Raw genomic sequence first — 6,784 nt, 5'->3', positions numbered from 1 at the left:
CGACTGTTGGCGCTCGCCAGGAATATCAAGCCCAAGCAAGTGGCCAAAAGCATACGTGGTCCCAAAATCGCCAAACCCAAGGAGTGGCTGGACGGTAAAGCTGCGCACGCTCATGTGTCGACGGATCGGGTGCTCAAGGCCCATAAAGGGAAAACACCTTGAAAGGGCTGGCCCTTACGGCGGGTCACTTTGAAAAGCGCAAAGTAACCAAACGCTCTTGCCCCAGACATTCGGTGCCTCGCCTAGGCTCGGCATGCCTTCGTTCAGGCAGCGTGGTTAACGGGGCGCCCCAGATCAAGATCAAGAGCGAGGCGGCCTGACAGCCGGCCTGGTTTGAAGTGAACGCGCTTCTCCTGTGGGAGCGGGCTTGCTCGCGAAAGCGGTATCACAGTCGATGAAGATGCTGAATGTGCTCGCGATGGCGATGGTTCAGTTATCCGGCCTGAAGCCCTTTGCGAGCAACGGCGGCACCTGCCTGCAACGCCCTTCCAATCTGCTCTTCGAAATGCCCCTGGCTCATCGTCTGCAAGGCAGCGGCTGTCACACCACGGTAGGCCACCAAGGCGTCGATCATCTGCTGGGCGTCACGGCCCGCCAGTAGTTGGCTGCTGTTGACCACGACATTTTGCGCGGCAAGCTGCGCGATGTCTCTCGGTATGCCGGCCCGCATCGCCTGATTGGCCAGCGCCGTCATCAACAAGGCCGGAAAGGCCGGGCCGGTGCCTGAGAGTGCAGAGAGGTAATCGATGAAGTCCTCTTTCTGGACCTCGGCAGCAGTGCCCACACATTCAAACAATCGCTGCACGAGGCTTTTCGTTGTCGCCTCTACCCCGTGCGAACAATACCAGGGCGTGAAGGACTGCTCGATGTCCACCGCCGCATTGGGCATCGCCCGCACGACCGTCGAAGCCGATGTCTGTTCAGCAATCGCCTGCGCTGTAATCCCGGCCATCAGTGAAATGACTGTTTTGCCCGTCGCATTGATGTTCAGGCCGGCGAAATGCTCGGGGCGAACCGCGATGATGACTACGTCGCTGCGATCCACCAGGTCCTGGTTATCTGTGACCAGGCAAGCACCTTGCTGTGCCAATGGGTGGCTGCCCGATCGGTTGGAAATGATCAGATTGCCCGTCGGCACCAACGTCTTTGCCAGCACTGCCTTGGCGATCGCTGCGCCCAACCACCCCGTTCCTCCAATAATGCCTAGCGTCTCATTGAGCATCTGCAGACGTCTCCTCGAAGGTATCTGTCAAGGGCACGAAAACCCCGGGCTCTTTTTCGGCGTAGCCGAATTTCCCGTAAAAACGATCCAGCTCGCGCTGCTTGGGTACTTTCCCGGTGAAGATGCTCACGTAATGAGGAATGCGTTGGAAGCGCACAGTGATCAACTCAGTCGTGTTCATGGTGATGTAGCCGATCTGGGTCAAATAAATCGTTCTGGCTCGCGCATCAGCGCCCTGGCTGTCATAGCCGAAGCGCTTGAACATGCTCGCCAGGGCATTCATGCGCTGCTCGTCTACGGTAGCGACCTCTTGAGCCACTTCAGCTGACTGAAGCGCCCAGCTGCGCACTGCGAACTCGAATTGCGAGTCGAACAGTTGCGGGTTGAGCCAGCACTCGAACACATTCAGGATCGCCTCGGAGATGCTTTCGGCATAGCTTTCACTTTGCCGGATCAAGCCCCCCGTATTGGTCTCCCGCCAGCGTGAAAGCAAGGCGGCGAGCAACTGTTCACGATCCTCAAAAAACCAGTAGAAGCTGGTGCGTGACAAGCCCAGGCGCTTGGCCAGCGGCATGACCCGAACGGCATCGATGCCCGACTCCTTCAGGGCTTCGTAGGCGGCTTCGAGCCAACCCTCCGGGGAGCCGCGCCAACCTGCATCCTGGGCTTTACCACGTGCCTTCCCTAACTGGGACATCTCGCTTACCTTCTTCAAAAATGCGTAACGCGAATGTACTCTGATGCTCAATCAAATGTACACCCAAGTACATTTTATTGACTTCGTAGCCTGAGCACGCCTGCTTCTCCACACATTTCAAAGGAATGCACACTAGCCGCATCGGGATCATTGGAGGGAATCACTTACCCACCTCCGTCGCAGGTTGCGTGGAGCCAGACTCTGGCTCGCTGCAAAATTTTGCAGCGGACACGCATTCATTACTTGGGCGCTTTGTTTTCTATCAGGCAATTGCCACCATCGACCACCAGCAACTCACCGGTAATGTAACTGGACTCAGGTGAGGCCAGGAACGTAACGGCAGCAGCCACTTCTTCCGGACGACCGGCCCTGCCAACCGGGACGTACTTCGCTGCATTCACTTCCTCTGGGGTACTTGACCCAGTGGCGATCCAGCCCGGCGCGACCGAGTTCACAGTGATTCCATAGCGCGCAACCTCAAGGGCCAGGCTCATGTTCATACCCACCATTCCCGCTTTGGCCGCAGCATAAGCCGCCTCTCCTGGATTACCTGCCCGAGTGCCAGTCGTGGAGCTGACATTGACGATACGGCCGTAGTGTCTGTTGCGCATCCCCGGCAAAACTCCACGGGTCAGCAGAAAGGCGGTTGTCAGATTTCGAGCAATTGAAAGATTCCAGCTATCGACACTCATGTCCGCCAGATCGGCAAAAGGCTCCGGATGACCCTGCGCAGCCATCCCGGCATTGTTCACCAGAATATCGATTCGCCCCCATACCGATTCTGCCCAAGTGGTAAGTTCAAGGACTTGATCCTCTTTACTCAAGTCCGCCTCACGACCTTGCGCTTCAAATCCTGAGGCTCGTAACTCCTCCACCCGATCATGAATGCGAGCGCTGCTGCCTGTGATTATCAACTTAACGCCCAGGCTGCCCAGTCGCTTCGCAATCGCAATGCCAATGCCTCGCTCACTACCGGCGCCACTGACAAGCGCTACCTGACCAGTCCAGTCCGCAATCATCGCACTTGCTCCTATCGTCCGGGGTTAGCCCTGAATCCATGGAAATTGAGGGGAAAGAGAGACTCAACAGGGACTAAATGCTCTCGCCGGGTGCTGATACCAGGCGTAGGATCGATACGATAACTGCTAATCACGCGTCGTTGGAAGGTGACTTCCAACCAATCTGCATTCACGCGCAAACGCAAGACATATACCACTGCACTGTAAGGCCGCAGGCCCCTTCGCAGTACAAGGGCCGTGTTCTCACAACAACAAAAGCGAGGTGAAATCATGTCTGGTAATCGTGGTGTCGTGTATCTCGGCGCAGGCAAGGTCGAGGTGCAGACCATCCCCTATCCGAAAATGGAAGACCCGCGCGGCAAGCGCATCGACCATGGCGTGATCCTGCGCGTGGTTTCGACCAATATCTGCGGCTCCGACCAGCATATGGTGCGTGGCCGGACCACGGCCCAGGTCGGGCTGGTGCTTGGCCATGAGATCACCGGCGAAGTGATCGAGAGGGGCCGTGACGTGGAAAACGTGCAGATCGGTGACCTGGTCTCGGTGCCGTTCAACGTCGCCTGCGGCCGTTGTCGCAGTTGCAAGGAGCAGCACACCGGCGTCTGCCTGACGGTCAACCCGGCGCGCCCCGGCGGTGCCTATGGCTATGTGGACATGGGCGACTGGGTTGGCGGCCAGGCCGAATACGTGCTGGTGCCGTATGCCGACTTCAACCTGTTGAAGCTGCCCGACCGCGACAAGGCCATGGAGAAAATCCGCGACCTGACCTGCCTCTCCGATATCCTGCCGACCGGCTACCACGGCGCGGTGACCGCCGGTGTCGGCCCTGGCAGCACCGTGTATATCGCTGGTGCTGGTCCGGTCGGACTGGCTGCTGCCGCCTCCGCCCGTCTGCTGGGTGCGGCGGTGGTGATCGTCGGTGACGTCAATCCGCTGCGTCTGGCGCATGCCAAGGCCCAGGGCTTCGAGATCGCCGACCTGACCCAGGACGCTCCGCTGCACGAGCAAATCGCCAACCTGCTCGGTGAGCCGGAAGTCGATTGTGCGGTCGATGCTGTCGGCTTCGAAGCCCGTGGCCACGGCCATGACGGCGCGCAGCACGAGGCTCCGGCCGATGTGCTCAACGCGCTGATGGGCGTGGTGCGGGTCGCCGGCAATATCGGTATCCCCGGTCTGTATGTCACCGAAGACCCGGGCGCGGTCAACAAAGCCGCCAAGCATGGCAGCCTGAACATCCGTTTCGGCCTCGGCTGGGCCAAGTCCCACAGCTTCCACACCGGCCAGACCCCGACGATGAAGTACAACCGTCAGCTGATGCAGGCGATCATGTGGGACCGGATCAACATTGCCGAGGTCGTCGGCGTGCAGGTGATCAGCCTGGACGACGCGCCGCGCGGTTACCACGAGTTCGATGCCGGAGCGCCGAAGAAATTCGTCATGGATCCGCACAAGCTGTTTATCGCGGCCTAAGGAGCAGTTTGGGAAAAGGGCAGCTTTGAGCTTAATGCCGATCAGTCAAGGTGCAAAACCTGTGGGAGCGAGCCTGCTCGCGATGGCGGATTGCCAGGCAACGCAAGTGTTGACTGTGCCACCGTCATCGCGAGCAGGCTCGCTCCCACAAGGATTGCGGCGTTCAACGCCTTAACTGATCGGCGTTAAGCTTTCAGCTGCCCTTTTTTAGGACCGTGTCCATCCAGGAAACCAACCACACATTGATTACTTCATACACTCAGGTACGTTCACACCTTCGCTTTAATCGCATACAGCCCACCGATAATCACCAACGCTGCTCCGACAACCACCCAGGTATCAGGGCGCTCGGCAAAAACGATCACCCCAATCAACGTGGCGAACACCAGAAGCGCATAGTTGAAAGGCTGCAGGGTAGAAGCGGTCGCATATTTCAGCGCTTGAATAAGCAGTATCTGAGCGACTACTCCCGTCAATGACAGGATCCCCATCAAGAGGCCCTGGACCGGCGTCGGAGAAACCCATGCGGGCAGCCCCACAAATGTGATCGTCAGGGCACCCACACTTGCCATAAAAAGCATGTTCGTCGCAAAGGAATCGTGCTGGCTAATTCGGCGCGTCAGTACATTGAACACTGCAAACCCCAAAGCAGACAGCAGGGGAATCAGCGCTGCGAGTTCAAAGACGCCCGCGCCTGGTCGCAGGATAATCAGTGTCCCGATGAACCCTATGGCAGCAGCGATCCAGCGTCGTAGCCCGACAAACTCTCCCAGCAGCCCCCCCGCCAATGCCAAAGTCATCAGAGGGAATACCGCATAGAGAGCGTGCATTTCAGCCAGGCCTAAATAACGCAGCCCGACTCCGAACAGTACTATTTCACCCACGGCTAACAGCGCTCGAATGATTTGGAGCCAAGGGTGCTTGCTCCGAAACTGTTCCTTGACCCTACCTTGGTAGGCGGCATATCCGAAGGCAAAAACGACAAATACCCAATAGCGCACCATGACCAGTTGGGCAACCGGGAAGTCTTTGACAAGCACCTTGGTTATTCCGTCCTGGCTCGCAAAGATAAGCATTGAAAGCAGGCACAGGAAAATCCCGAGTTGGGGCCTTGCGACCCCAGGACCAGCGGCAACGGTGGGCGTAGTCAAGTACGCCGTGTTTTTTGTTTGATCGCTCTTCAATCGCACTTCGGTCATGCCCTCCTCCTTAGCGTGTCAGCAACATCAGGTTTGAAGCGTTTCACTAACGCATCCAGCACAAACAGCCACGCCACGAAGTCGTTAGCCCACCGTCGCGGTAAACACCACCAATCACAAAGGTTTCAACAGGCGTTATTTACTTCACCAGCCGCGTTTCTCTCGAAGGCCGGTAACCAAAATACGAGCTGTAGCATTTGCTGAAATGGCTCGGCGAAACAAAGCCGCATGCGACCAGCACATCAACCTGAGACAGGTCTGTGTGCTGAAGCAATCGCCGTGCTTCGGTAATGCGTAATTCCAGGTAATACCGTTGCGGCGTGGTACCCAGTTGTTCTTTGAACAAGCGCTCTATTTGTCGACGGGAACGTCCGGCATAGACCGCCAGTTGCTCCATTTGCAACGGTTCTTCCAGGTTGGCGTCCATCAGCTTGACCACCTCTTTGAGGGGGGCGCTCAACGAGATGTTCTGTGTCGGTTTGATACGCCGATACCGCGACTCCTCGAAAGACAGAATGTCTTCGATGCCCTCGACAAGCGCCTTGCCGTGCAGCCCTTTGATCCACTCGAGAGCCATATGATAAGCACCCGCCGGACTCGAAGCCGTGAGCCGGTCTCGATCCATGACAAATGCTTCACTGGTGACATGCGTGACTTTTGAAATTTCTGCGAGCGCAGGTCGGTGTTCGGGATGAATCGCACAACGATACCCCTCAAGCAAACCTGACACGCCCAAAAACCACGCCCCATTCCACAGCCCGGCCAGGGTGATACCCAGTTCCGATGCCGTTTTAAGGATGCTGATCAGCTCGTGATTGACTTTGAGTTCGGTGCGATAGCCGCCGCATATGACCAGCAAATCAAGGTCTTTGAGTGCTGCCACGTCCAAACGCGCATCCGGTCGAATGATCAGGCCAAGGTCGCTGGTAACCTCTCCGTCCTGCAGCCCGAAGGTTCGTGAAGAGAACAACGCAGGCCGCAAAAGGTTGGCAGTGACAATCGTATCGAGCGCTTGCGTAAATGCAGGCAACGAGAAGTGCTCGAGCAGTAAAAATCCTGCCCGGGCATGAGCCGTCGGCTCGCTGCGAGTCTCTTCCAGATAACGCAGGTTTTTACCTTTCATACACCCGCTGAAATCTCGTCGTTCGATCACTTTACGCCTCGCTTGTTTACTCTA

General features: G+C 57.3%; 6 protein-coding genes and 1 pseudogene. 2 read left to right on the top strand and 5 right to left on the bottom strand.

What is annotated here, in order from left to right; genetic code table 11:
* Nucleotides 1-162 (top strand): annotated as a pseudogene (locus C8K63_RS30865) (IS4 family transposase); the annotation flags it as partial.
* A 271-nt stretch (nt 163-433) separates the two neighbouring features.
* Here the strand turns inward: C8K63_RS30865 and C8K63_RS15910 are convergent.
* From C8K63_RS15910 to C8K63_RS15900, 3 genes are all read right to left on the bottom strand, one after another.
* Entirely contained in the window at nt 434-1,222 is a 789-nt protein-coding gene (locus tag C8K63_RS15910; protein WP_108217576.1) for a pyrroline-5-carboxylate reductase, read from the bottom strand.
* Entirely contained in the window at nt 1,212-1,919 is a 708-nt protein-coding gene (locus C8K63_RS15905) for a TetR/AcrR family transcriptional regulator (protein WP_108217575.1), read from the bottom strand. The genes C8K63_RS15910 and C8K63_RS15905 overlap by 11 nt, the downstream gene beginning before the upstream one ends.
* Before the next feature lie 239 nt (nt 1,920-2,158).
* Nucleotides 2,159-2,938, bottom strand: a complete 780-nt coding sequence (locus C8K63_RS15900) for an SDR family NAD(P)-dependent oxidoreductase (RefSeq protein WP_108217574.1) — start codon at nt 2,936-2,938, stop codon at nt 2,159-2,161.
* A 270-nt stretch (nt 2,939-3,208) separates the two neighbouring features.
* Between C8K63_RS15900 and fdhA the strand changes: the two genes are divergently transcribed.
* The gene (gene fdhA, locus C8K63_RS15895; protein ID WP_108217573.1) at nt 3,209-4,408 is read left to right on the top strand and encodes a formaldehyde dehydrogenase, glutathione-independent; all 1,200 of its coding nucleotides are present in this window, start codon (nt 3,209-3,211) and stop codon (nt 4,406-4,408) included.
* Nucleotides 4,409-4,677: 269 nt separating this feature from the next.
* Here the strand turns inward: fdhA and C8K63_RS15890 are convergent, their stop codons facing one another.
* Together C8K63_RS15890 and C8K63_RS15885 are read right to left on the bottom strand one after the other, a co-directional pair.
* Nucleotides 4,678-5,607 carry a DMT family transporter gene (locus tag C8K63_RS15890; protein ID WP_108217572.1) on the bottom strand — a complete coding sequence of 310 codons (930 nt, stop codon included), beginning with the start codon at nt 5,605-5,607 and terminating at the stop codon, nt 4,678-4,680.
* Between the two features lie 139 nt (nt 5,608-5,746).
* Nucleotides 5,747-6,760: a GlxA family transcriptional regulator gene (locus C8K63_RS15885; RefSeq protein ID WP_177413299.1), complete on the bottom strand. Its 1,014-nt coding sequence runs from the start codon at nt 6,758-6,760 to the stop codon at nt 5,747-5,749.
* Nucleotides 6,761-6,784 lie beyond the last annotated feature (24 nt).

The organism is Pseudomonas sp. GV085 (genome assembly GCF_003050925.1).
In the GTDB taxonomy this organism is placed as follows: domain Bacteria; phylum Pseudomonadota; class Gammaproteobacteria; order Pseudomonadales; family Pseudomonadaceae; genus Aquipseudomonas.
Note: the sequence above shows the minus strand (reverse complement) of the source record. Positions and strands in the feature narration are given on the sequence as shown.

What these genes read in the sequence shown, in the direction of transcription:
- C8K63_RS15910 (WP_108217576.1), bottom strand. Translation starts at nt 1,222, where the DNA reads ATGCTCAATGAGACGCTAGGCATTATTGGAGGAACGGGGTGGTTGGGC.
- C8K63_RS15905 (WP_108217575.1), bottom strand. Translation starts at nt 1,919, where the DNA reads ATGTCCCAGTTAGGGAAGGCACGTGGTAAAGCCCAGGATGCAGGTTGG.
- C8K63_RS15900 (WP_108217574.1), bottom strand. Translation starts at nt 2,938, where the DNA reads ATGATTGCGGACTGGACTGGTCAGGTAGCGCTTGTCAGTGGCGCCGGT.
- fdhA (WP_108217573.1), top strand. Translation starts at nt 3,209, where the DNA reads ATGTCTGGTAATCGTGGTGTCGTGTATCTCGGCGCAGGCAAGGTCGAG.
- C8K63_RS15890 (WP_108217572.1), bottom strand. Translation starts at nt 5,607, where the DNA reads ATGACCGAAGTGCGATTGAAGAGCGATCAAACAAAAAACACGGCGTAC.